The following is a 23085-nucleotide window of genomic DNA, read 5'->3' as shown; positions in this document are numbered from 1 at the left end:
TGAGGACCTTTTCTCAACCAGGGAAGAGACATAACGTCAGAATGAACTTCCAATGGCTAGCGCGGCCGGCTGGGACAGAGCGCCTGCGCGACATATCCTCCACTGTTTCAGGAGACAGGGAATACCAAACACAGAAAAGGCCCGGCATTTCTGCCGGGCCCTCCTTAGTCAACTTGAAAAGCTGGGCTTAGAAGTCGCGCTGTACGCGGAAACCAACCTTGAAGTCGTTGTTGTCGTCGAGAGCTGCAGTGTCGTAATCAACATTTGCATAACCAGCATCGAGGCCGAGGCTCATGCCGGAAACCGGTGTCCAAGTAACCGAACCATCAATCACCCAACGCTTAACATCGTTGGAAGAACCGCCCAGGTCGAACGAAGCATATGTGCCTTCCAGAGCCAGACCAACGGTCGACGTCATCTGGTGGTAAATTGCTGCGTTCAAAGAGTAACCGGTCGTTGTGTCAACATCGCCGTTGCCATCAAGACCGAAGTCGTAGACATAGCTGCCGGAACCACCGAGATAGCTCATTGCACCATCAGCATATTCAGCCTGGAAGGTGATGTTCGAACCCTGTGCCAACATCGGCAGGTTGAATGTCACGCCACCGCCAACTGCGAAGCCCATCGTGCCATCAGCCGTGGAAACATCGCTACGTACTGAATGCAAGGCACCCATGATCTGAGCCGACCCCCAGCCCTGATCAACACGCAGGTTGGCAACAATGTCAGGCATGGAAACGCCGGCATAAGAGTCCGTTGTGATACCAGCGAGTGTAAGCGCGTCAGCAAAATCACCCGAAGGCGTCTGAACCTGACGGTTGTTGGCATCTTCGATCGAGATCGTTGCCGAGAAGCCGTTGCCGAAAGCAGCGGTGTAAGCAGCAAGGTCAGTTGTGTTATCCGACCAGTTACGACCAAGAACACCGATGAAAGCGCCGCCGGTGAAGAAGTCGAACATCGACGTAGCATGACCGAAGGTGAAGCCGCCGAACTGGATATAACCCTTGTCGAGCTCTGCACCATCTTCAGTGTCATCAGTAGCAGATGTCATCATCATGGATGCATACGCACGAAGAAGACCGAATTCGGTGTTTGTGCGAGCATCAAGGTAGAGATAAGCGCGCGACAGGAAATCGTAATCGTCGTTCGCACGGCCAAAATCGCCATCATCAGCAGCATCGCCAGTTACGTACTGAACGCGCAGACGACCACCGACCTTCAGGCAGGTGTCTGTCCCTGGGATGTAATAGAATGTTGCGCCGTAAGCGTCGCAGACGCGAACGTAATCAACCGGCTCCGGAGCAACCGGAAGATCGGCTGCGTGTGCGGTGGTGGCAGCAGCAGCGATACCTGCAGCGCCGAGCATCAAGCTCTTAAGTTTCATTTCTGACCTCCAAATCAGTCATGTCCAAACGACTTGCCCGAGCGGCATCATTGCCTTGGCAAATCATCGATCCCCGCGAAAAAATCTCAGTTTCGAATCTCCGAAGGTTGGAAATCCGGTTCGAAAAAGAGGCGCAGCATGTCGCTGCTCGCAGGACTGACCATAGCCAAGGTTTTGGAGGGCGCAATTCTGAAAATGCGTTGAAGGCGTGCGGACCCTTGCTTTGAGGTCACGCTGTTACAAAAATAGCACAAAAACACCTCAGATCTTAGCAAACAGGTAAGAAACGAGGCCAAATGACGTTGGGTTTTCCACGCCGGACCTGTGCTGATCCGGCAATACGGGAAGAATCACCCTTTTAAAAAGGGGACGGCCCGGTGGGTTGGACGCCACCGGGCCGCATGACTGACTGGAGGTCAGAAACCAACAATCAGATTCTTGTGTCTAATCCGAAGATTAGAATGTGCGCTGTACGCGAACACCGAACTTCAGAGTGTCGACGTCGCTGCTGTCGTCGAAGTTGGTCTTTGCGTAGCCAACGTCTGCACCGATACCGAAGCCGTCAACCGGCGACCACTTTGCAGAACCGTCGATTGCGAAACGGTCAACATCGTCGTTCGTGTTTGCTAAGGTCGATGGAAGCGTAAGAACCTTCCAGAGTCAGGCCAACAGTCTGCGTCAGCTGGTGGTAGACGCCTGCGGACAGACCATAACCCGTCGAAGTGTCGCCATTTGCTGCTGCGAAGTCGTAAGCGTAATCGCCACCAGCACCGATGTAGTCGAGAGCGCCATCAGCATAGATTGCCTGGAACGTCAGCTTCGAACCGGAAGCCAGCATCGGCAGGTTGAATGTCACGCCGCCGCCAACTGCGAAACCGGTGGTGCCATCAACGTCAGATGCATCGGTGCGAACTGCATGCAGTGCACCCATCAACTGTGCAGAACCCCAACCCTGGTCAACGCGCAGGTTAGCAACGAGATCCGGGAGGAAAGAACCGCCGTAGGTGCCGCCTGCACCAACGCCGCCAAAGTCGTCAGAAGCTTCAACCTGACGCTGTTCGCCATCTTCAAGCGAGATCGTTGCCGAGAAGCCGTTGCCGAATGCAGCGGTGTAAGCAGCAAGGTTCTGCGTGTTATCCGACCAGTTACGACCAACAACACCCATCCAGGTGCCGCCCGTGAAGAAGTCGAACATGGACGTTGCACGACCGAAGGTGAAGCCGCCAAACTGGATGTAAGCGGAGTCAACAACTGCGTCGTTTGCGCCGCTCTGGTTACGAGCGTAGATCGACGAGTAAGCGCGCAGCAGACCGAATTCGGTGTTCGTGCGAGCGTCGAGGTAAACGTAGCTACGGATTTCGGTGCCGTAGTTGTTGCCAGCGCGACCGAAGTCACCGTTGTCAGAAGCGTTACCGGACGTGTAGTTCACGCGGATACGGCCACCAACACGCAGACATGTGTCTGTGCCTGGGATGTAGAAGAAGCGCGCGCCGTAAGCGTCACAAACGCGAACGTAGTTGACGGGCTCCGGAGCAACCGGAAGATCGGCAGCGTGTGCAGCGGTAGCAGCAGCGGAAACACCAGCAGCTGCGAGCATCAGGCTCTTAAAGTTCATTTCTGACCTCCTAAAGTCAAACTTTGATGACCAGACCACCCAACGGGCGCCTTGTCTTTTTCCCCACGAAATTCGCAAGACTTCAGCACCGCTCTATCTGCATAACCAGAAGGAATGTAAGTGCCGTTGTTTCGCTCTCGCACAACCTTAGTAGCCAGCTTCCATTTTCACATCAACGCTCAAAAAGCGTCATAGCAACCAATAGGACACGCCCGTGTTATTTTTATCACACGGCTGTTTTCAGCCATTTTTTGATTACTAAAAATAACAAGCATTCATAAAAGTTATTCAAAAGCATTTTTTGATGAAATTTTAAAATAGAATGCGGCGCGATAATGAAAAACACGCTCACATAACTAAAATACATATAAATGCATAAAAATAACCAAGAGTAATTTTAATTGATGCAATTCCATCAGCTGATAAGCCGCAGTAAATTTCCGAAAAGATTTCAATAATCGAAGCTTTATGATCAGAATTGACTGCCCCGTCCGAATGCCATCAAGACATGCGACCGCGTCACACTTGGAACTGTTTATGGGTCTTGAAGATATCGGCGGCCTTGAATCAGCGCACTTCCCCCTGCAATCCAAAGGACGGAGAGGCGTGATTTGAGCGGTTTCGTCGCGAATCAAGGGAGTTGGTGCTTGCAGAGCCACAGCAAGGCTGATGTGCAACAGCAGGCTGCATCACTCAAACGGCGCAAATCGCCAATCGTCACAAGGGTAATCAGACGGCGGTGCTGAAAATCTTCAGTCGTGTGGTGGAAAAACATATCGAGGCGTCAGAGTTAGACAGCCTCTTTAAAGCCAGATCAGAATGTGTCGAGCAGACGAGACTTGCCCCCCGTCAACTCTAAACTCACGACTGAGAGAGCTGCGCTTGCAGTTCCTGCGCCAGGGCCATCACTTCCAACGCACCTTTGCTGCGGGGTTCGCGCTCTTGCAGCACATAGCCCTCCCCCATGGCGGAGGGAAAGCCGGTCCGGTTTCCAAGTGACGCCTCAAGAATATGACGGCCAGTCTGGTGGATCGCGTCCTGCATGTCACGGGTCAGGCTGGCTCGGGCCGGCACCCGGTTCAGCACGAGGACCGCAGGAGTGCCTTCCCGTTCTGCCAGGTCCACCGTCTGCTCGGTTGCCCAAAGATCGACGGGGCTTGGCTGCACAGGGATAAGGACAAGATCGGCGGCATCAATCGCCGGACGGGCCTCTACATCAACCTTCGGCGGCGTATCAAGAATGACAAAGCCATGCGACCGGGCGAGCGATCGGGCCTCTCTGCGCGCGCCCCAGCCTGAGGCTGTGCGGAAGGCCAGCCCCGGATCCTTGTCACCGAACACATCTTCCCGTCGCTCGAACCAGGTGCCGAGCGAACCTTGAGGATCCACATCCACCAACGCAACCGGCTCGCCCGTGAGTTGGGCAAGAGCGAGAGCAAGATGAGCTGCAATGGTTGTCTTGCCCGACCCGCCCTTTTGCTGCGTCACCGTTACGATGCGTCCGACCATAATATGCGTCTCCAGCTTGCCCGTTTTGCCATGAGCCCTGCGGCTTCAGCTTTAAATGTCTGAGGGTGTGGCCCCAATAAATGCGTTTCAAATGGTCGGAGCAGATTTTCCTGCCGGTAAGGCGCATTGATGTACCTCCACCCTAAACCCGTCTTCACATTCCGTCCAACGAGGAGATGGACTCAAAAATCAGTTGGCAGACAGTTTCTGATAAAGATGCATCGCGGGGCGCCCCGTTACAGGAAGGCCGTAATTCTTTTGCGCATCCCGGATCGCGGCCTGCGTTTGTGGACCAACCTTGCCATCTGGCTTACCGACGGAAAAGCCATGCGCATTGAGCAAAATTTGCAGGTGCAGGCGTTGCGCACGTGACAAGCCCGGATTGTCCGTCGGCCACGGCGTCATGAAGGGCTTGCCGTCAACAACCAATTGCGACAGCAGCACGATGGCCAGACCATAAGCCGTCGACGCATTATAAGACCGCAAGGCATCGAAATTGCGCGTCACCAGAAAAGCCGGACCATGTACCCCTGCCGGTTGAACAAGCCCTGCCTGCACACTACCGGTCAGTCGTGCGCCAGAAATCTTGCGCAGGCCGCGTGTTCCCAGGTAGACAGCGATGCACGACGGGTGCGGCCGCTTGGGCCTGAATAACCATCAGGCACCTGAACTTCATACCCCCAGGGCAAACCGTGCTGCCAGCCAGCAGATTTCAAAAAATTGGCCGTCGAGGCCAACGCATCCGGTACGGAATTGACCAGATCCTTGCGCCCATCATGATCGCCATCGACCGCAAGCCGTAAATAGGTGCTGGGCATGAACTGCGTCTGGCCAAATGCACCGGCCCAGGAACCAACGAAATCCTTTGGTCGCAAATCGCCATCGTCGGCGATCTTCAGTGTCTTCATCAATTCACCGGTGAAATAGGATGCGCGACGCACATCACCGCAAATCAGGTTGGCCAGCGCATGCGGGGTATAAAAGTCTCCTTGAAACTGGCCATAATCGCTTTCAATACCCCAGACAGCCAAAACGACCTTGCCACTTACGCCATACTTGCGCTCGATCTGCGCCAATTCCTTGCGATAGGTGTGATAGCGCTGCTTCCCGTCCACAATCCGCTTCTGGTCAACGAGAAACGCCATATAGTCCCAGATCGGTGTTTTGTGTTCTGGCTGCGACCTGGAAAACCGCACCACCCGCTCATCATAAGCGACATCCGATAACATGGCATCGACGGTCGCCTGATGAATCCCCGAGGCTTCGGCCTTCTGGCGCAGTCCTGCAACACAAGAGGACAAAGACGCAGCATGTGCGGCAGGCGTGCCCAGAACAGCTGACAGAACAAAACCGACACTGACCATCGCGGACATGCGGGGGGCAAATCGGGGAGATCGGGTGCAGAATCATAATGCCTCCAGGGCGCTGCTTTGACACGGATGATTTCAAGTGTTGCGATGCCGATCAAGCCTGCACATTGTTTCTGTGGGGGACCGGCAACCAGAGACTGACAAATTAAGCACTTCGCAACCTGAGAGATGTAATTAATACTGTTAATCGCACTTTTTTAGTTTCAGACGTTCTGGGGATACCGATGGGGAAATTTGGATTTTTCAAGGCGGGACTGGCAATTACCGCTCTGGCCAGCTTCGTAGCCAGCACAAGCGCTTTCGCTGCACCGACCAACAAGTTTTTTGATCCGAACAGCAAGACTTGGCAGACGTATGGTGAAACACGCGGAAATGTGTCTCCGATCAAGCGCCAGAAAGTCCGCTATGACGGAACTTACAGTGCAGGCACCATCATCGTGAACACGAAAGAGCGTCGCCTTTATCACGTGCTGTCGGGTGGCCGTACTGCGATGAAATACGGCATTGGCGTCGGCAAGGCCGGTTTCCAGTGGTCCGGTGTACATCGTGTGACCCGCAAGGCAGAATGGCCGGGCTGGACGCCGCCGCCGCAGATGGTCAAGCGCGAACGCGCCCGTGGCCGGCACCTGCCCGCCCACATGAAGGGCGGAATCAACAACCCGCTCGGTGCGCGTGCCATCTATATCGGCTCCACCTTGTATCGTATTCATGGCACGACTGAGCCGCAGACCATTGGCACGGCCGTATCCTCTGGCTGTATTCGTCTTGCCAATGACGATGTGATCGACCTCTACAAGACGGTCAACGTTGGCGACAAGATCGTCGTCCAACGCTAACATCTTCCACAGATCGCAAAATCCAAAAAGCCGGCTGACCGCCGGCTTTTTTTATTCAAAGGCCAACAGCCGCCTGCATCTGCACCCTTACAGATCCCGGCTGAGACCTTTTTCTTCAAGCTCGCTCAGATAGCCACCCCAATGCTTATCGCGCTCATGGGCGAGTTCTTGAAAATAAGCCCAAGAATAGATACCGGACTGGTGCATATCATCGAAATGAATGCGTACCGCATAATTTCCGACGGGCTCAATCCGCATGATCCCGACCTCGCGCTTGCCCGGAACCGTCTTCTTCTGCGTCGGTGAATGGCCCTGCACCTCTGCGGAAGGCGAGCAAACACGCAGATACTCCGCAGCATACTCATGAGTTTCACCGTTATCGAAACTCACGACAAGCTCACGCTTGCTGGGTTTCAGACGGATTTCCGTTGGCCAGACGTCATTTTTGGAAGACACATTGCTACTCCTGAAGATCGACGCGAGCATAGCGCTGAGTCTTGCGAGATCAAGCAATCACATTCGCGGATCAGGCCCCATCCTGTTTGGCTTGCTTGACCTCTTCATAGCCCGCCAAAGCTGCTTCGCGCGCCCGCTTATGGTCGACAATAGGATGTGGGTAGGTTTTGCCAAGATAAACACCCGCCTTCTCCAGAACATCGGCCGGCGCGTCAAACGGTGCATGGATGTGGTCGCTTTTCAAATCGGCAAGTTCAGGAACCCAGCGGCGCACATAGTCTCCATCAGGATCAAATCTGACGCCCTGTGTCATCGGGTTGAAAATACGAAAATATGGCGCAGCATCGGCGCCGCTGCCTGCCACCCACTGCCAACTGGCGCAATTGTTGGCCATATCCGCATCGACCAGCGTATCGCGAAACCACTTTTCACCGTTGGCCCAATGCTGACCAAGATGCTTGATCAGGAAACTCGCCACGATCATGCGCACACGGTTGTGCATATAGCCGGTTTGCCAGAGTTCCCGCATTCCGGCATCCACAATCGGGTAGCCCGTACTCCCCTGCTGCCAAACAGCGAGTACCTGCGGATCGTCCCTCCACGGGTAGGCGTCAAACTCTGGCTTCCAGTTATCCGTGACGATGGCAGGGAAATGATACAGCAGATGATGCGAGAATTCGCGCCAGCCGACCTCGGCCAGAAACTTGTTGGCATCCTTGTCCAGAGAACCATCTTTCGCTTGCGCCTCACGGGTTGCCGCCCAAATCTGACGCGGCGAAATCTCGCCGAAATGCAAATGTGGCGACAGATGCGACGTCTGATCCTTGTCAGGACGGTCGCGCATACTGCCGTATCCATCCAGCCCCTCTTTTAAGAAGGCGCTCAAACACCTCTGCCCCCCGCCTCTCCCGGCGTCCACAGCCTGTCCCAGCCTGCAGCCCAATTCGGCTTGAGCGGCAAAAGCTTCAAGGCCTCAAGTCCACCTTCGTCCAGATCTGCGAGAGCGGACCGAGCGATGATCACATTGGTCGGGGCATTGAACGGCTCGGCAACGGCCTTGGCACTGGCCATGCGCCAGAACGGTGAATAGACCTTGTAGGGATCCCCATTTTGCGTTTGCACTTCCCAAGGTTCAAACAATAACGCCGCATTGAAACTCTGAACGTCAACATCGCGCTCTTTCAGCTCTGCCTTCAGATCCGAATCGCGCGCTATTGCCTGCGGCTCATAACACCGGTTCCAGTAGACGCCCTCTGCCCCGCTCATTTCCAGCACATGCGGGATCAGATGGCGCGGATCACCGCGCAGGATCAACAATCCGCCAAGGCTTTTCTGCAACGCCGCCAGACTGTGGTGCAGCCACCAGCGGCTGGCCCCGCCCAGATACTGAGGACAGTCTTCATCTCCTGTATCATCGAGAATATAGACCGGCAGCACCTTGCCTTTTTCCACTGCCTGCAACAGGGCGGGATTATCGGAAATTCTCAAATCCTGACGGAACCAGACTATGTGCGTCACAGGGCGTCCTTAACTTCTTGCGATCAGAATACGGTCTGCCTACGCAACAGAGGTTTCGAAAGATCACTCTAAAAACGTATTTGCCCTTTTCCGGTTCGCTCAAATCGTCAGGATCGCAAGGCTTTTCCCCACTTGCCCTTGAACAACCGTATTTCCACTCTTTATATCTTATGACAACAAACAGACATGAGCCGCCTGTTGCGGCGATGGGTTTGTGTCGCTGGTTTCAGGAGTTCTCATGCCATCTGCCCCCATGATCGACCCTTTCGGACGTACGGTGTCCTATCTGCGTGTGTCGGTCACGGACAGATGTGATTTTCGCTGTGTCTATTGCATGTCGGAGAACATGACCTTTTTGCCCAAAAAGGACGTTCTGTCTCTCGAAGAGCTTGATCGGCTGTGCACGGCTTTCATCGACAAGGGGGTGCGCAAGTTGCGCCTCACGGGTGGTGAACCGCTGGTGCGCAAGAACATCATGCAGCTGATCAAGGATCTGTCTCGTCATCTCGACAGCGGTGCGCTTGAAGAACTGACCCTGACCACCAATGGCTCGCAACTGGCCCGCTATGCCGACGATCTCTACGCACACGGCGTGCGCCGGGTGAATGTCTCGCTCGACACTCTTGACCCTGAGCAGTTCAAGACCGTGACGCGCTGGGGACAACTGGGCAAGGTGATGGAAGGCATTCAGGCTGCACAGGAAGCCGGACTGAAACTGAAGATCAACATGGTCGCGCTCAAGGGCGTCAATGGCGATGAGATCGTTCCCATGATGGAGTGGGCACATCAGCATGGCCATGATCTGACGCTGATCGAAACCATGCCTCTGGGCGACATTGAAGGCGACCGGACCGACCAATATCTGCCGCTGTCGACCGTACGCGCGACTCTCGCAAAAGACTTCACTCTGGAAGACATTCCTTACAAGACCGGCGGACCGGCCCGGTATGTCACGGTGAAGGAAACCGGCGGACGTCTCGGCTTCATCACGCCGATGACCCATAATTTCTGCGAGAGCTGCAACCGGGTGCGCGTCACCTGCACTGGTATGCTCTATATGTGTCTGGGGCAGGACGACAGCTCCGACCTGCGCGCGGCGCTGCGAGCCTCAGAAGGCAATGACCTCTTGTCCGCCGCCATTGACGAAGCCATAGGACGCAAGCCCAAGGGACATGACTTCATCATTGATCGGGACCGCTCCGCCCCCGCCGTGTCCCGCCACATGAGCGTTACTGGCGGATAAGCCCTTCCCCGCGCAGATGATTGCTCACGTGTTTCGATGACACCCCGCCACGCGTCATCCCCGGCCAAGCCGAAGATGATCAAGCTTTGAAAAAGCCGCGAGAGACATCATTACTCAATGACGATGTTCGGGGCTTGGCGTCCTGCGCCAGCCTCGTCGCGTTCGAGGTGTTCCATGACCTTACGGGCCAGATCCCGATAGATCTGGGCGTGGATGCTGGTTGGATCAGACACCACAATCGGCGTTCCGGCATCAGACGTCTCACGGATCGACATGTCGAGCGGCACCTCGCCGAGGAACGGCACGTCGAGTTTTTCAGCTTCCTTGCGTGCACCGCCATGTCCGAAAATATTGTGCCGCGAGCCGCAATCAGGGCACAGAAAATAGCTCATGTTTTCGACGATACCGAGCACAGGCACTTCAACACGACGGAACATGTTGAGCCCCTTGCGTGCATCGATCAACGCCAGATCCTGAGGTGTCGAGACGATGACAGAACCGGCCAGCGGCACCTGCTGCGCCATGGTCAACTGGGCGTCTCCGGTTCCCGGTGGCATATCGACCACAAGGCAATCGAGATCCCCCCACGCAACTTCGCGCAACATCTGCGTCAGGGCAGAAATCACCATCGGCCCGCGCCAGATCATCGGCGTTTCCTCTTCCACCATGAAGCCCATGGACATGACCTTGATGCCATGACCTTCCAGCGGCTTCATCACCCGTCCAGAAACCGGCTCAGGGCGGCCTGAAACGTTAAACAAGCGCGGAATGGACGGCCCATAGATGTCCGCATCCAGCACACCGACATTCCAGCCATTGGCCTTCATGCCCAGCGCCAGATTGGCAGTGGTGGTGGACTTGCCAACGCCGCCCTTGCCCGACGCCACTGCGATGATGCGCTTGACGCCGGGAACACCGGGCTTGCCGCTCGGTTTTTCTGTCGGTGCGCCGCCGCGTGAAGCGGCAGGGGCGGTGTGGGGAGCTGTCGCCGGAGAAGTGGCCGGTGCTGCGGCGGGCTTGCTGCCGGGCGCACGTTCTGCCGTCAATGCCACCATCACCGCTTCAACACCCTCGATGTCGCTGACGATCTTTTCCGCAGCCTGGCGCATTGGCTCCAGTTCCTGAGCCCGCTCGGCGGGCACAGTGATCGAAAACGCAACCCGGCCATCAGACACGAAAATGTCGGAGACCAGCCCGCGAGAAATCAGATTGCCTTCCAGATCCGGCCCCTTGATGGTTGCAAGGCGCTCCTGAACGGTCCGCTTGATTGCTTCACTCATAAATTCTTCCTGTCAGACTTGCCGGACACCGGCGAGCACACCAGCCCCGCATCCAAAATATTGCGCTCAAGGTAAGACTTCATGAAGCAAGGTCAATCTGGTTTTCTCTGCGCCCACGACCTCCTCCCCATCCTCTGACGAATTGTGGCGGTAACGCCTCTTGTCTTTGGCCAGCCGCAAGAGACCTCTAAATTTCGTTTTCCACCTGTCAACACTTGTGACCGAGAGCCAGAGAATGACCGATAACATACCCAAAAGCCCTGTCCCGATTGCTGCCAGCCTCGACGATGTTGTTTTGCGCAAGCTGCCTGCGACCTATCCCGGCGACCTTGCCACGCGGGTCACCGGTCGTGAAACGGCCCCTCTCGGCAACCTGTTTGGCCTGAGCAATTTCGGCGTGAATTATGCGCGTCTCACGCCTGGAAGCGGTTCAACGATCTTCCATACGCATTCACGCCAGGGATGAATTCGTCTTCATTCTGGAGGGCCATAGGCGGTACTGCGGGTGGGCGATCAGGAGCGCGTGCTGACCAAAGGCATGTTTGCAGGCTTCGCGAAAGGCGGTGACGCCCACATGCTGATCAACACATCTTCTGAGGATTGCCTGTATTTGGAAATTGGCGACCGCTCGCCAAACGATGTGGTGAGTTATCCGGGTGAAGATCTGAAGGCCGTGGGCGACGAGACCGGGCGTTATACCTATACCCATGTCGACGGCACGCCCTATTGACGAGCGGTCTCAACCTCGACTTGGCGATTTGTAACAAGACCTTGCCGCAGAAACATCTCCCCCATAGGGTGTCGACGAATGGCTCGGACATCATCTGAGCCAGCATGTTGTCCTTGGCGCTTTCAGCCCTACCCCGAAAGCCAGTATTTCAGGTTCCAGCTCCCTATGGTCTCCAGCCCTGCCCGCGACACTGCCGCGTTGCTTCACCTGCGCATCCTGGAAACAACCGATCTGCACGCGCATGTCATGCCCTATGACTATTACGCCGACAGGCAGATCGATACGGCAGGTCTTGCGCGTACCGCGAGCCTCATTCGCCAGATGCGAGAGACCGCCGACAATGTGATCCTGGTAGAGAATGGTGATTTTCTGCAAGGCAACCCGATGGGCGACTATATAGCCAATGAACGTGGGCTGCAGAAGGGGGATGTTCACCCCGTCATCAAAGCCTTGAACTGCCTTGAGGTCGATGCCGGAACGCTCGGCAATCACGAATTCAACTATGGCCTCGATTTTCTCGACAAGGTTCTGCGCGGCGCGAAGTTTCCATTCGTTTGTGCCAATCTGGTCAAGGGAGATCTGAGCGACACGCCGCTGAATGACACACTTTTCCTGCCGCCTTACATCATTCTCGACAAGCAGATGAGCGACGCAACGGGCGCAAAGGTTCCGCTGCGCATCGGCATCATCGGCTTTCTGCCGCCGCAGATCATGAATTGGGACCGCGAAACCCTGACCGGCAAGGTCAATGCGCGTGGCATTCTGGCGACAGCCCGGGCTTTCGTTCCCAAGATGCGCGCGGACGGCTGTGACGTGGTGATTGCCCTGTCTCACTCCGGCGTGGGGAGTGACCTGGTCGATGATGCACACGATGAAGACGCACTGGAAAACGCCTCCCTTTTGCTGGCGCAGGTAGACGGCATTGATGCCATCTGCACCGGCCATCAGCACCGGCTGTTTCCCGGTCCGGACTATGCCGAGGTTGCCGGCGCTGACAGTGCAGCAGGTACGCTCCACGGCGTTCCAGCTGTTATGCCCGGCTTCTGGGGATCGCATCTGGGCGTGATCGACCTGTGGCTTGCTCCAACAGAGACCGTAACCGGCTACGCCCCCCAGAAGAACACAGCGCGGCGTTGGCAGGTCTGCAAAACCCAGTCACGCGCTCTTCCAATCTATCGGCAGGAGGGAACCGAGGTCACAGCCCTGGTCGAAAGCGACAGCGCCGTCGTCGAAGCCGTGCGCGATGACCATGAAGCGACCCTTGCCTATGTGCGCCGTCCGGTTGGACACAGTCTGGCGCCATTGCATTCGTATTTCTCGCTGGTGGCAGATGATCCCAGCATCCAGGTGGTGGCCAATGCTCAGATCCACTACATGCAAAGGCTGATCAAAGGCACCGAGTTTGAAAGCTTGCCTGTTCTATCGGCGGCAGCTCCCTTCAAGGCGGGAGGCCGTGGCGGTCCAGAAAATTATACCGACGTGCCTGCCGGAGACATTGCCATTCGCAACGTCGCGGATCTCTATCTTTATCCCAATACGGTTCGTGGCATTCTGGTCGATGGGGCTACGCTGCGCGACTGGCTGGATATGGCTGCGGGAATGTTCCTGCAAGTCACGCCCGGCATTGGGGATCAGCCGCTGATCAATCCGAAATTTGCCAGTTTCGATTTTGATGTGCTGGATGGCGTCAGCTATGAAATAGATCTTACCTGCCCGCCGCGCTACAGTGAGACCGGAGAGCTGCTTCATCCGCAGACGACCCGGATTGTCAACCTGAGACGCGACGGCGACCCTGTAGAGGACACGGATCGCTTTATTGTCGCGACCAACAATTACCGCGCGGGTGGCGGCGGCAACTTCCCCGGTCTTACGCCCGGGAAAGTCGTGATCGTGGCGCCGGACAGCAACCGTGATGTTCTCGTGCGTCACATCGTCGAGCAGGGTACAATCAACCCGACCGCAGATGGCAACTGGCGGTTCAAGCCAATCAACGACACCTCAGTGCTGTTTGAAACGGGTGCCGGCGCGCACCAACATCTCGCCAGCCTGATTGAATTGACAGGCCTTCGGATTGAAGGCGTCGGCCCTGGCGAAACCGGCTTTTTTACCTATCGGATGCATCTGTGAGCTGCCCTGCGCAGAGCAGAAACAAAACGGGTAACCTGAACAGTTTTGCGGCTGGACGCTCGCTTCAGGTTCATCTTACGCTTTTGACAGATTAAACCCTGATTCTCTTGGATGCTGCTCCCATGTGTTGGCCTGCCCCGTTCTGTATACGCGGACGCTATGTCACCCTCGTTCCCCTTACTCAGGATCACGCCAAGGATCTGGCGGAAGCTGCCGCTGACGGCAATCTGCACAATCTCTGGTACACCAGCGTGCCTGCGCCCAGTGCCGTCCCCTCTGAGATTGAACGACGGCTGAATTTGCAGAAGGAGGGCAGCATGCTTCCCTTCGCGATCCTCGGCACCAACAGCGGCAAGGCCATCGGCATGACCACCTACATGCACATTGACGCGCTGAACCGGCGTGTCGAAATTGGCAGCACCTGGTATCGCAAGGCAGTGCAACGCTCGCCTTTCAACACCGAATGCAAATTGCTCTTGCTACGCCACGCCTTTGAAGATCTTGATTGCATTGCCGTGGAATTCCGCACGCATTTCATGAACCAGCAATCGCGCAAGGCCATTGAACGTCTCGGCGCAAAGCTGGACGGTATTCTGCGCTCGCATCAGCAACTGGCCGATGGATCGCTACGCGATACCGCCGTCTATTCGATCATTGCAACCGAATGGCCTGCGGTGCGTCTCCATCTTGAATGGGAGCTTGAACGTCCCCGCGATTGACCAGAAACGCGGCTTTAGGTCGAAACATGGTGCTTTTTCACTGCGGCCTCAGTTTTGCCGCGACTTCAAGCTTTGTTCAAGCCTGTGCGTTATCGAATGTCATTGCCTTTGAAACCCCGATAATCAACGGAGTGTCGCGTGCAGTTTGAAAGTCAGCTTGCGATTGCCAGCCGGACGCTTGGATGTGTTTTAGCGGGGGGCAATCGAGGCGTATGGGTGGTGGCGACAAGACCCTTTTGCCCCTTGGCGAAAAGCCGATGCTGGCACATGTTCTGGATCGGCTTGGAACGCAGACGGATACCGTCATCATCAATGCAAACGGGTCGTCCGGCAGATTCTCCGAATTCGGTCTGCCCGTCGTGCCTGATCCCGTTGGTCAATATGCCGGTCCTTTGGCGGGTATTCTAGCAGGCATGACATATGCTCGCGAGCATCATCCCCACGTCAGCCATGTCCTGACGGTGGCCTCCGACAGCCCGTTTTTCCCCGAAGATCTGGCCGTGCGTCTGGCTCAGACTGCTCCGCTCGATCAATCAGTCATTGCGCTGGCCTGCTCCCTCGACCGCCTGCACCCTGTCTTTGGCCTGTGGCCTGTCACATTGGCAGACCACCTCTGGCATTGGCTGGAGGCAGGAAAGACCGGCAAGGTGTTGGCCTGGGTGGATGAGCATGACAGTGTCGAGGTGACATTTGACGTCGACCCCGCGACCGGGCTTGACCCGTTTTTCAACGCCAATCATCCCGAAGATTTGGCGCGGGCCAATGCCGTGGTGTCGCCCGAGCGGCTCTGAGTCGAGCCTTTTTTCTGAAGGTTGAACGACAAGACCCGTCAATCATTTGTCCAAGCGCCCCAGCTTCGCTCCTGTTGGCAGGTGTTTTCAACCCCGTCCATGATGCGACGCGGTATTGGCCGGAGCCGTTTAACTTCGTCATGCGTCCGAGCGCTCCACACCACCTTTTTTCCCTCTTCAAAACGAGCCTTGGGACATCACTTCAGAACTGATTTCCGGCCCGACGAGCGGAACGGCGTCGCCGGGTTTCAGTCAAAACAGTCTGGCTTAAGCGACAAAACGACGAAGGGCGCTCACACACAGCCGGAGCAAACCCTTGAAATATCCCCACGCTTTTGGCACCGAAACAGGCTTAATCCTGCGCAAATTCAATGCATTCGCACTTGTTTTGCGCAACGCAGCATAGCTGAACGAAATTTGTGCATTTACACTTGAAACTGAAAACGCTAATCGCTTTGATCGAACCTACAAGAAAACTTTGCTTCAAATGCGAGGGGAACAGATCATGGGTATTATGCGTCTGGCAGCTGTAGCTGCTGTTGCCGTTGTGGCCGCCGTCACTGGGGCACAGGCCAAAGAATGGAAGACCGTACGGATCGGAACGGAAGGGGCCTACCCTCCGTTCAACTATCTGACCTCTGCTGGCAAGCTGGCAGGCTTCGACGTTGATATCGCCAAGGCGCTTTGCGACCAAATGAAGGTCAAGTGCACCCTGGTCGCTCAGGATTGGGATGGCATGATCCCGGCCCTTCAGGCTGGCAAGTTCGACGCTATCATCGCGTCCATGTCCATCACGCCAGAGCGCGAAAAGAAGATCGACTTCACCAACAAGTACTACAACACCCCGCCAGCAATTGCCGTCCCGAAGGACAGCAAGCTCAAGGGTGCGACGGACAAGGATCTTGACGGCGCTCTGCTGGGTGCTCAGTCCTCCACGACGCATTCCAACTATGCGGAAGCTCACTTCCCGGATGCAACACTGAAGCTTTACCCGACATCTGACGAGTACAAGCAGGACCTGATTGCCGGTCGTCTTGACGCCGTGATCGACGACAGTGTCGTTCTTGGCGAATGGGTCAAGAGCAAGAATGGCGATTGCTGCAAGATCCTGGCACGCCTGCCGATCGACGAAAAGATCAATGGCGTTGGTGCTGGCATCGGTCTGCGCAAGGGCTCTGACGATCTGAAAAAGATGTTCAACGATGCGATCATCGCGATCCGCAAAAATGGCGTCTACAAGAAGATCAACGACAAGTACTTCGACTTCGACGTTTACGGCAAATAAGAGCTTCTCAGGCTCGCCAATCGGGAACGCGCGGGACACCCCCGCGCGTTCCTACCGTTTTTGGAACGACAGCAGCGGCGCTCATGCTAGAAAACCTTAAACTCCTGTCCTACGGAAACGCTGGATGGGGTGATGAACTCCTCCACGGCGTTTTCATCACGGTCACGCTGACACTGGTGACCCTGCCGATTGGCCTGATCCTCGGCCTGCTGCTGGCGCTTGCCAAGCAATCGAGCGAAAAGACACTCCATGCCTGGCAGCCGACATCTACACCACAATCTTTCGTGGCCTGCCTGAACTTCTGACGATCTTTCTAGTCTATTACGGTGTGCAGACACTGCTGCAAAAGGGCATCCGCCTTCTTGGTCTCGACATGTATATCGAGGTCAATGCCTTTGGCGCAGGCGTTGTGGCGCTCGCACTCGTCTTCTCGTCCTATGCCTCTGAGGCGTTCCTGTCAGCCTTTCGCGGCATCGACAAAGGCCAGTATGAAGGAGCCTATTCTCTCGGTCTGTCTTCTGGCAACACGCTGCGCTTCGTCATTCTGCCGCAGCTTCTGCGTCTCGCGCTGCCCGCGCTTGGCAATCTCATTCTGATTTTGCTGAAGGATACATCGCTGATCTCGGTCATCAGCCTGAGCGACCTCTTGCGCGAGACCAGCATTGCGGTGCGTGTCACCAAGGAACCGTTCTTCTTCTACGCCGTGGCCTGCGGCATCTACATCGCGCTGACGCTGATCATCAGTGCGGGACAGACGCGCGTCGAGCGCTGGACCAACCGTGGGGAGCAGCGCACATGAAGCCGTCTGATGCCTTTGTCGCCCCGGAGTTCATTCAGCCCCAAACACCACCGCCCTCCCCCAAGATGCATTGGACAAACCAGCGCATTCTCGGCCACGTTCTGATGGCACTGTGGATCGTCGCGGCAGGTGGTCTTCTGATCTATCTGGGACAAAATATTTTCGGTCCCTTCGTTCAGCAGTATTTCTACAAATACGTGCAGGGCATGATCGTCACCATTGAGCTGATTGCCACCGCCATGGTGATTGGCGCAGCCTTGTCACTGCCGATCGCAGCGGCCCGCGCGTGCCGTTTCAAGGTGCTGCGCTGGCTGGCTGGTGTCTACATCGGCTTCTTCCGCGGCACACCGCTGCTGGCCCAGACCTATCTGTGCTACTATGGCTCCGGCTCGTTTCAGCATGAACTTTCCGACATTGGTCTGTGGGGGTTTTTCCGCGATGCGTGGTTCTGCATCGTGCTGACGTTCTCGATGAACACCGCCGCCTATCAGGCAGAGATCATCCGCGGGGCAATCGCCAGCATTCCGGCTGGCCAATGGGAAGGCGCTCAGGCGCTTGGCCTGCGCAAACCGATCATCTTCTGGAAGATCGTTCTGCCACAAGCCATGATGGTGGCCCTGCGCCCCTATGGCAACGAACTGATCCTGATGCTGAAAAGTTCGGCGATCGCCGCATTGGTCACGATCTTTGATGTCATGGGCGTCACACGACGTGCCTACTCGCGCACATTCGATTTTCAGGCCTATATCTGGGCCGCCGTGGCCTATCTGATCGTAGTCGAAGTGATCCGTCAGGTGTGGGAGCGCTTTGAAATGCGCCTCACTCGCCATCTGGCACGCTGATCAAAGACCAGCTTCATTCCAAAACGCAACAGGGCGGCCAGATTTGTGGCCGCCTTTTTTAGCTCTCGCGCCGATCAGGACACAGGCCTTTCAGGTGCGAAGTATTTGACAGTTCACCAACATCAGTCCAGCATCCTGGCATTCGTTCCCGCCAGCAGGTCAAGACCGTGACGCCAGACCGCCTTGTGCAGCCCCTCGAAAGCGATGTCGATGCATCGGACAATGGATCTGCATCCGCTAGGGCAAGTGAGCTGGCCGCGGCTCTGGACACATCTTCTGCGCAATCCTGGCGCCCGCTGCAATGGTCGCGCTCGCAGGCGCACAGGCTTATGCGGCCAGCAATCTGGCGGGGGGACACTCGGCGAGCGATCCCATCCGCCAAAGCGAAGGGCTGATTGCCAAGCTTGAAGGCGGTGCAGACAGTCTGCTCTTTGCCTCCGGCATGGCGGCACTGGCTGCCCTGCTGGCAACGCTCCAACCGGGTCAAACCATGATCTTGCAAACCGGGGCCTACTGGGGAACATCGCTGTTCTTCCGCCGAGCCTGTGCCCGTGCGGGGATCATCCTTCTGGAACGGGACCCGACCGACAAGGCGTCTTTCGCCGAAACCCTTCGCCAGCACAAACCAACGCTGATCTTTCTGGAAGTGCCAAGCAATCCCTTTCTGCAGGTGGCAGACATCGCCTCGGTGGCGCATCTCGCGCATCAGGCGGACTGCACGCTGGTGGTTGATTCCACTGCTGCAACGCCGCTTGTTCTCCGACCGCTCGAATTTGGTGCCGATTTTGTCGTACATTCCTCCATTCAGGCACTGAATGGCCGCTCCGAGGATTTGGGGGGTGTGATCGTGACCCACGACACGACCCGCCCGCTCTGGCGCGCTTTGATACACGAGCGCAGCCAGAGTGACGCCGGTCTTTCCACGGCCACGGCAGCATTTCTGTTTCAAGGGCTGCAAACGCTCGGGCGCCGCATCGCACGTATGAATGCAACGGCCTTCAAGGTGGCGCTTTTTCTCGAAGACCATGCCAAAATTCGAACCGTGCTCTACCCCGGCCTTGGTGGACATCCGTCCGAGAGGCAGGCCCGCCGCCAAATGAGCGGGGGGTACGGCCCCCTTCTGTCGGTGATCACCGAAGGCACCCGCCAAGATGCACTGGATCTGACACAGCGCTTGCAACGCTTTCGCCGGGCCACATCCCTGAGGGGCGTGGAAAGTCTCGTCGAACACCGCGCCTCCATTGACGAAGGCGAGGACAGCATCCCTGAAACCTTGTTGCGACTTTCCATTGGCGTTGAAGATCCGTTGCTGTTGATCGCAGATCTGGATCAGGCTCTCGATGGACTGCCGGATTGAGGCATCTCCAGGCAGGGAAAGACGAGGCATATGAACAGGCCTCAGATCAGCCGCACCCCAGTTTCATTTACTGACACTGACTGGCCCTGTCCGCGGCTTCCCGCGCAACGTGCCGGATCCAGGTCAGAAAGGCCTTGAGAGGTGGCCGCGGGACTCCGGGGCGGGTGACCAGGAAATATCCGGAGTTCTCGCCGCCAACCTGCTCGAAAAGCACGCGCACTGTTCCGGCTGAAATTTCCGGCTCAACGAAAACACGGCCACAGCTGGTAATACCCTCACCACGCCGCAGGCCTTCCAGCACCATATAGCCCGGCACGTTCATGACATTCGGCTTGTGGCGGCTCAGATCCAGTCCTTGCGCCTGCGCCCAGTCGACAAGCTCATTGGTGCCGAGTTCCTGTAGCCAGGTGAAAGCCAGCAAGTCTTCTGGCCCACTCACATCTTGACCCGCCAGCAGCCGCTCGGCCGCAACGACCACATGATCGGACGGCAACAGCAATTCCGCCTCCAGTCCCGGCCAGCTGCCCTGCCCAAACCGGATCGCCAGATCCACGCCGCCGGGAGCCAACTCCAGCACATCACCGGTGGGATTGAGGGACAGATCAACCTCCGGGTTCAGGCGTTTGAAATCGGCAATGCGGGTGGCAAGCCAATTGGTGGCAAAGGCAGGTGTCGTGGTGATGTGCAAAGGTCGTGCGGCATCATCGGCACGCAGCAGCTCGACGGCATCCTGAATACGCGCAAAGCCCGCCTGAACCGCCTCCCCCAGAACGCGGCCTTCCGACGTCAACCGCAAGCCACGCCCGTCACGCTGCACCAGCGCCACACCAAACCACTGCTCAAGCGCGCGCACCTGTTGGCTGACAGCGGCATGAGTAACGTTCAACACGCGTCCAGCGCCGGAAAAACTGTTGGTCTCGACCACCGCATGAAACGCCTTCAGCGCAGAGACAGAGGGCAATTGCGTCCAGTCCATATGTAAATCCATCTAACATGACAGAAAACTTCCTGACTCGTACGGAAACACAACTTGCGCCACGCTGCAAGCATAGCAACCCCGATGAAAGGACTGAATGATGTTAGATCCATTGGCAAAAGCAATGTTCGAGGCAACCCGGATGACGCCCTTCACCCGCCCCTTGCCTGAGCCGCGCCCCGGTGATCGCTACCCGCTGCCGAACGCAGCATTCAATGCGCGCCTGACATGTGACGAAAAACAGGATCTTGGTGTTGTCTCACCCGGTCAGGGTCAGCACACCGCGCACCCTCTCTTTGGGAAAGACAGCTTGCTTCTGTCCGGCGTGGCCCAGCTTTGGCACGCTTTGGTCACAGCCGGGCATCCTCGCAGGCAGGCTAAATCCTGCCCAGAGACGGTGAGCGAGCCCTGCACCTCTTGAACCGCCCCCTCCGCCACCAGTCTCGCCGACAGCAACGGCGTGATGAAAAACAGTCCCGTAGCTGATGCGCACCCTCTCAAGGGGAAAGCCAGTGCATCAGCTGCGGGACAACAACATCATCGTCAAAAACGAGAGCCTCAGGATCAATCCGATTTTGACTTGTCCGTCTGAACGTAGCTCAGCGGCAATTCGGTCGTGTATTTGATCTGCTCCATAGCGAAAGTCGTCGAAATATCAGCAATGGCGATTTTCGAGATCAACTGCTTGTAAAACTTGTCATAGGCATCAATGTCGGGCACCGACACACGCAGCAGATAATCCACATTGCCCGCCATGCGGTAAAACTCGACCACCTCAGGAAACGCCTTGATGACGTCAGCAAATTTCTTCAGCCAGTCCTCCGTATGCTGATTGGTGGTGATCGCCATGAAAGCCGTCACCTTGGTGTTGACCTTGGCCGCATCCAACAACGCAACGCGCCCGGTGATGACGCCTTCTTCTTCCATTTTCTGAATGCGACGCCAGCACGGCGTGGTCGACAGCCCCACCTGACGGCCGATTTCGGCAACGGGAACTGTGCAATCTTCCTGAAGAATTGCGAGAATGCGGCGGTCGATGCGATCTATCATCAGTCTTGTCCAGTTTTCTCGGCGCCCATTTCAGGCGCGCATCCACATATCCGGTAGATTCTGTTTCGGCACGAAAGCCCTAAACGGCAAAGACTTTCTGCAACCTGTGATCTCACGAGAAAATTGAATTTTTCTTTTCAATAAATCCCATAAACCGCTTGATAATTTCCAATCGCAATGGCAATTGCAAGAAAATTTTAGAAAAAAATTCCGCAGCCTTTTGTGACGCGGAGGAAAACGACGAGTGAGGACAATCATGCGCAATGCCTTGACGAAAATCGCCGCAGCTCTGCTGGTTCTGATCCCCGTTGGCACAACCGCGGCCATGGCGCAGACCAGCCTCAAGCCCCTGGTTGATGTGCAGTGGGTCGCCAAGCATCTCGACAGCAAGAATGTCGTCATCCTCGATATTCGCAAGACCCGCGAAGGCGATGACGCCTATGTCAGCGGTCATATCCCGGGGGCCCTCAGCGCCACGTACCCGAGCATCTGGCGCACCACTCGCAACGGCATTGTCGGCGAACTGCCCACTGTCGAACAGATCGTTCAGGATATTTCCAAGCTCGGCATCACCAGCAAGACAAACGTCGTGATCGTTCCGGCGGGAACGTCCAGTTCTGATTTCAGTGCTGCGGCGCGCGTGTTCTGGACGCTGTCCTATCTCGGCCATGACAATAACACGATCCTGAACGGTGGAACACGCGCCTGGAAAGCTGCACAGCAGCCGCTCCAAACCGCAATCGTGACACCAACACCGGCCAAATTCGAAGCTCATATCAATCCGGCACTGCTGGTCTCGACCAAGGATGTGCAGAATGATCTGGGCAAGAGCAACAAGGTTCTGCTGGATGGCCGCCCGAAAGCGCAGTTCATTGGTGAAGAAAAGCATCCGAAAGCCACTCGGTTCGGCCATATCCCTGGCGCCGTAAACTATTTTCAGGGCAACTTCTACGACGACAAAACACATAAGCTGAAGTCCGTCGAAGACATCAAGGCGCAGCTCCCATCCGACCTGAAGCAGCCGAAAGGCCAGGTGGTGTCTTACTGCAACACCGGTCACTGGGCTGCGAATAACTGGTTCGTCCTGTCGAAGATCGTCGGCGAGAAGAACGTCACGCTGTATGATGACAGCATGGTAGGCTGGAGTCAGGACAAAAAGCTGCCGATGAGCAAGCAGGCCGACTGAGACTGACCGTCA

22 protein-coding genes and 2 pseudogenes are annotated in these 23085 nt (G+C 56.4%); 13 read left to right on the top strand and 11 right to left on the bottom strand.

Annotated features, from left to right (window positions below; all coding sequences use genetic code 11):
- Positions 1-187: 187 nt before the first annotated feature.
- The 5 genes and pseudogenes from AC0L7U_RS17680 to AC0L7U_RS17660 form a co-directional block, all read right to left on the bottom strand.
- Positions 188-1384, bottom strand: coding sequence for a porin (locus AC0L7U_RS17680; RefSeq protein WP_473692576.1), 1197 nt, complete (start codon positions 1382-1384; stop codon positions 188-190).
- A 604-nt stretch (positions 1385-1988) separates the two neighbouring features.
- Entirely contained in the window at positions 1989-2999 is a 1011-nt protein-coding gene (locus AC0L7U_RS17675; RefSeq protein WP_473692574.1) for a porin, read from the bottom strand.
- An 861-nt stretch (positions 3000-3860) separates the two neighbouring features.
- On the bottom strand, positions 3861-4508 hold the full coding sequence (gene parA, locus AC0L7U_RS17670; RefSeq protein WP_473692572.1) for a ParA family partition ATPase: 648 nt from the start codon (positions 4506-4508) through the stop codon (positions 3861-3863).
- A gap of 189 nt (positions 4509-4697) precedes the next feature.
- Entirely contained in the window at positions 4698-4913 is a 216-nt protein-coding gene (locus AC0L7U_RS17665; protein ID WP_473695886.1) for a peptidoglycan-binding domain-containing protein, read from the bottom strand.
- Positions 4914-4997: 84 nt separating this feature from the next.
- Positions 4998-5872 (bottom strand): annotated as a pseudogene (locus tag AC0L7U_RS17660) (lytic murein transglycosylase); the annotation flags it as partial.
- Between the two features lie 230 nt (positions 5873-6102).
- Here AC0L7U_RS17660 and AC0L7U_RS17655 point away from each other — a divergent pair.
- On the top strand, positions 6103-6714 hold the full coding sequence (locus AC0L7U_RS17655; RefSeq protein ID WP_473692570.1) for a L,D-transpeptidase: 612 nt from the start codon (positions 6103-6105) through the stop codon (positions 6712-6714).
- 87 nt (positions 6715-6801) lie between these two features.
- On the opposite strand, the gene AC0L7U_RS17650 is transcribed toward AC0L7U_RS17655, so the two are convergent.
- From AC0L7U_RS17650 to AC0L7U_RS17640, 3 genes are all read right to left on the bottom strand, one after another.
- Positions 6802-7170 (bottom strand): gamma-butyrobetaine hydroxylase family protein, encoded by a 369-nt coding sequence (locus AC0L7U_RS17650; protein ID WP_473692568.1) that lies wholly within the window; start codon positions 7168-7170, stop codon positions 6802-6804.
- A 70-nt stretch (positions 7171-7240) separates the two neighbouring features.
- A complete protein-coding gene (locus AC0L7U_RS17645) occupies positions 7241-8014 on the bottom strand; it encodes a cryptochrome/photolyase family protein (protein ID WP_473692566.1) in 774 nt (257 codons plus the stop codon).
- A gap of 38 nt (positions 8015-8052) precedes the next feature.
- Positions 8053-8688 carry a deoxyribodipyrimidine photo-lyase gene (locus AC0L7U_RS17640; protein WP_473692564.1) on the bottom strand — a complete coding sequence of 212 codons (636 nt, stop codon included), beginning with the start codon at positions 8686-8688 and terminating at the stop codon, positions 8053-8055.
- Positions 8689-8926: 238 nt separating this feature from the next.
- Here AC0L7U_RS17640 and moaA point away from each other — a divergent pair, with 238 nt between their 5' ends.
- Positions 8927-9931, top strand: a complete 1005-nt coding sequence (gene moaA / locus AC0L7U_RS17635; protein ID WP_473692562.1) for a GTP 3',8-cyclase MoaA — start codon at positions 8927-8929, stop codon at positions 9929-9931.
- A gap of 110 nt (positions 9932-10041) precedes the next feature.
- On the opposite strand, the gene apbC is transcribed toward moaA, so the two are convergent.
- Entirely contained in the window at positions 10042-11211 is a 1170-nt protein-coding gene (gene apbC / locus AC0L7U_RS17630; protein WP_473692560.1) for an iron-sulfur cluster carrier protein ApbC, read from the bottom strand.
- Positions 11212-11446: 235 nt separating this feature from the next.
- On the opposite strand from apbC, the gene AC0L7U_RS17625 reads away from it, so the two are divergent.
- From AC0L7U_RS17625 to AC0L7U_RS17585, 9 genes and pseudogenes are all read left to right on the top strand, one after another.
- Positions 11447-11677: a cupin domain-containing protein gene (locus AC0L7U_RS17625; RefSeq protein ID WP_473692558.1), complete on the top strand. Its 231-nt coding sequence runs from the start codon at positions 11447-11449 to the stop codon at positions 11675-11677.
- Positions 11678-11716: 39 nt separating this feature from the next.
- On the top strand, positions 11717-11941 hold the full coding sequence (locus AC0L7U_RS17620) for a cupin domain-containing protein (protein ID WP_473692556.1): 225 nt from the start codon (positions 11717-11719) through the stop codon (positions 11939-11941).
- A 165-nt stretch (positions 11942-12106) separates the two neighbouring features.
- Entirely contained in the window at positions 12107-14068 is a 1962-nt protein-coding gene (locus tag AC0L7U_RS17615; RefSeq protein ID WP_473692554.1) for a bifunctional 2',3'-cyclic-nucleotide 2'-phosphodiesterase/3'-nucleotidase, read from the top strand.
- Positions 14069-14190: 122 nt separating this feature from the next.
- Positions 14191-14787, top strand: a complete 597-nt coding sequence (locus AC0L7U_RS17610; protein ID WP_473692552.1) for a GNAT family N-acetyltransferase — start codon at positions 14191-14193, stop codon at positions 14785-14787.
- A gap of 182 nt (positions 14788-14969) precedes the next feature.
- Positions 14970-15578, top strand: coding sequence for a molybdenum cofactor guanylyltransferase MobA (gene mobA, locus AC0L7U_RS17605; RefSeq protein ID WP_473692550.1), 609 nt, complete (start codon positions 14970-14972; stop codon positions 15576-15578).
- A gap of 505 nt (positions 15579-16083) precedes the next feature.
- The gene (locus tag AC0L7U_RS17600) at positions 16084-16863 is read left to right on the top strand and encodes an ABC transporter substrate-binding protein (RefSeq protein WP_473692548.1); all 780 of its coding nucleotides are present in this window, start codon (positions 16084-16086) and stop codon (positions 16861-16863) included.
- Positions 16864-16946: 83 nt separating this feature from the next.
- A pseudogene (locus AC0L7U_RS17595) lies at positions 16947-17662 on the top strand (ABC transporter permease).
- Positions 17659-18504 (top strand): ABC transporter permease, encoded by an 846-nt coding sequence (locus AC0L7U_RS17590; protein ID WP_473692546.1) that lies wholly within the window; start codon positions 17659-17661, stop codon positions 18502-18504. Before AC0L7U_RS17595 ends, AC0L7U_RS17590 begins: the two are co-directional and overlap by 4 nt.
- A 301-nt stretch (positions 18505-18805) precedes the next feature.
- Entirely contained in the window at positions 18806-19861 is a 1056-nt protein-coding gene (locus AC0L7U_RS17585) for a trans-sulfuration enzyme family protein (protein WP_473692544.1), read from the top strand.
- A 67-nt stretch (positions 19862-19928) separates the two neighbouring features.
- On the opposite strand, the gene AC0L7U_RS17580 is transcribed toward AC0L7U_RS17585, so the two are convergent.
- A complete protein-coding gene (locus AC0L7U_RS17580; RefSeq protein ID WP_473692542.1) occupies positions 19929-20837 on the bottom strand; it encodes a LysR family transcriptional regulator in 909 nt (302 codons plus the stop codon).
- A 97-nt stretch (positions 20838-20934) separates the two neighbouring features.
- Here AC0L7U_RS17580 and AC0L7U_RS17575 point away from each other — a divergent pair, with 97 nt between their 5' ends.
- Positions 20935-21258: a hypothetical protein gene (locus AC0L7U_RS17575; RefSeq protein WP_473692540.1), complete on the top strand. Its 324-nt coding sequence runs from the start codon at positions 20935-20937 to the stop codon at positions 21256-21258.
- A gap of 143 nt (positions 21259-21401) precedes the next feature.
- Here the strand turns inward: AC0L7U_RS17575 and AC0L7U_RS17570 are convergent, their stop codons facing one another.
- Positions 21402-21884, bottom strand: coding sequence for an Lrp/AsnC family transcriptional regulator (locus AC0L7U_RS17570; protein ID WP_473695884.1), 483 nt, complete (start codon positions 21882-21884; stop codon positions 21402-21404).
- Positions 21885-22131: 247 nt separating this feature from the next.
- Here AC0L7U_RS17570 and AC0L7U_RS17565 point away from each other — a divergent pair, with 247 nt between their 5' ends.
- A complete protein-coding gene (locus tag AC0L7U_RS17565) occupies positions 22132-23073 on the top strand; it encodes a sulfurtransferase (protein ID WP_473692538.1) in 942 nt (313 codons plus the stop codon).
- The last annotated feature ends 12 nt before the right edge of the window (positions 23074-23085 follow it).

Source organism: Roseibium sp. 10G30-5, from assembly GCF_055809635.1.
The sequence above is the reverse complement of the archived record's forward strand: the minus strand, read 5'-3'. Positions and strand labels throughout refer to the sequence as shown.

What these genes read in the sequence shown, in the direction of transcription:
- AC0L7U_RS17590 (WP_473692546.1), top strand. Translation starts at nt 17,659, where the DNA reads ATGAAGCCGTCTGATGCCTTTGTCGCCCCGGAGTTCATTCAGCCCCAA.
- AC0L7U_RS17575 (WP_473692540.1), top strand. Translation starts at nt 20,935, where the DNA reads ATGATGTTAGATCCATTGGCAAAAGCAATGTTCGAGGCAACCCGGATG.
- AC0L7U_RS17585 (WP_473692544.1), top strand. Translation starts at nt 18,806, where the DNA reads ATGGTCGCGCTCGCAGGCGCACAGGCTTATGCGGCCAGCAATCTGGCG.
- AC0L7U_RS17680 (WP_473692576.1), bottom strand. Translation starts at nt 1,384, where the DNA reads ATGAAACTTAAGAGCTTGATGCTCGGCGCTGCAGGTATCGCTGCTGCT.
- parA (WP_473692572.1), bottom strand. Translation starts at nt 4,508, where the DNA reads ATGGTCGGACGCATCGTAACGGTGACGCAGCAAAAGGGCGGGTCGGGC.
- AC0L7U_RS17645 (WP_473692566.1), bottom strand. Translation starts at nt 8,014, where the DNA reads ATGCGCGACCGTCCTGACAAGGATCAGACGTCGCATCTGTCGCCACAT.
- AC0L7U_RS17675 (WP_473692574.1), bottom strand. Translation starts at nt 2,999, where the DNA reads ATGAACTTTAAGAGCCTGATGCTCGCAGCTGCTGGTGTTTCCGCTGCT.
- AC0L7U_RS17625 (WP_473692558.1), top strand. Translation starts at nt 11,447, where the DNA reads ATGACCGATAACATACCCAAAAGCCCTGTCCCGATTGCTGCCAGCCTC.
- AC0L7U_RS17655 (WP_473692570.1), top strand. Translation starts at nt 6,103, where the DNA reads ATGGGGAAATTTGGATTTTTCAAGGCGGGACTGGCAATTACCGCTCTG.
- AC0L7U_RS17665 (WP_473695886.1), bottom strand. Translation starts at nt 4,913, where the DNA reads ATGACGCCGTGGCCGACGGACAATCCGGGCTTGTCACGTGCGCAACGC.
- AC0L7U_RS17600 (WP_473692548.1), top strand. Translation starts at nt 16,084, where the DNA reads ATGGGTATTATGCGTCTGGCAGCTGTAGCTGCTGTTGCCGTTGTGGCC.
- AC0L7U_RS17615 (WP_473692554.1), top strand. Translation starts at nt 12,107, where the DNA reads ATGGTCTCCAGCCCTGCCCGCGACACTGCCGCGTTGCTTCACCTGCGC.
- apbC (WP_473692560.1), bottom strand. Translation starts at nt 11,211, where the DNA reads ATGAGTGAAGCAATCAAGCGGACCGTTCAGGAGCGCCTTGCAACCATC.
- AC0L7U_RS17610 (WP_473692552.1), top strand. Translation starts at nt 14,191, where the DNA reads ATGTGTTGGCCTGCCCCGTTCTGTATACGCGGACGCTATGTCACCCTC.
- moaA (WP_473692562.1), top strand. Translation starts at nt 8,927, where the DNA reads ATGCCATCTGCCCCCATGATCGACCCTTTCGGACGTACGGTGTCCTAT.
- AC0L7U_RS17580 (WP_473692542.1), bottom strand. Translation starts at nt 20,837, where the DNA reads ATGGACTGGACGCAATTGCCCTCTGTCTCTGCGCTGAAGGCGTTTCAT.
- mobA (WP_473692550.1), top strand. Translation starts at nt 14,970, where the DNA reads ATGTGTTTTAGCGGGGGGCAATCGAGGCGTATGGGTGGTGGCGACAAG.